The organism is Microbacterium sp. 18062 (genome assembly GCF_902706225.1).
Classification (GTDB): domain Bacteria; phylum Actinomycetota; class Actinomycetes; order Actinomycetales; family Microbacteriaceae; genus Microbacterium.
Genome location: NZ_CACSKB010000402.1, coordinates 1 through 439, shown reverse-complemented (window position 1 = coordinate 439; position 439 = coordinate 1). Strand labels below are relative to the sequence as shown.

The window sequence follows — 439 nt, the reverse complement described above, 5'->3', positions numbered from 1 at the left end:
GCACGTGAACCTGGTGCTGCGCACTCTGCCCCCTGACATGTGCGTGTTCGCCAGCCCCAGTAACCCATAAGCACCGACCATGCAATACCGAGCCCTCGACGTCTTCATTGGCCCTGCCAAGCGCCGCGTAGGCCTGCTATACCAGTACGGCAGCGGCCGGACTGCGATCACGCGCCTGGTGCCGGACACCAAGTATTGGATGGACGATGCAGCCCCCGTGCTTTCCTGGAACGCGCGGGTCGCGGACGCTGCGACGCGCGCGGCCTACCTCGCAGAACATGCGGTTCAACCTTTCTTCAACGGCGAAGGCGAGACGCTGCCCACCTGGTTCCAGAACCTTTTGCCAGAGGGGCCGCTTCGACGCCATCTCGAAGAAATAGGGAAACTGGACAAGGGCGATCACTTCGGGATGCTGAGCCTGTGTGGCACAGATCTGCCC

1 protein-coding gene is annotated in these 439 nt (G+C 62.6%); it reads left to right on the top strand.

Features of this window, described 5'->3' with window-relative positions:
- Positions 1-79: 79 nt before the first annotated feature.
- On the top strand, positions 80-439 hold a 360-nt coding region (locus GVL03_RS20400), incomplete at its 3' end, for a HipA N-terminal domain-containing protein (protein ID WP_200847350.1).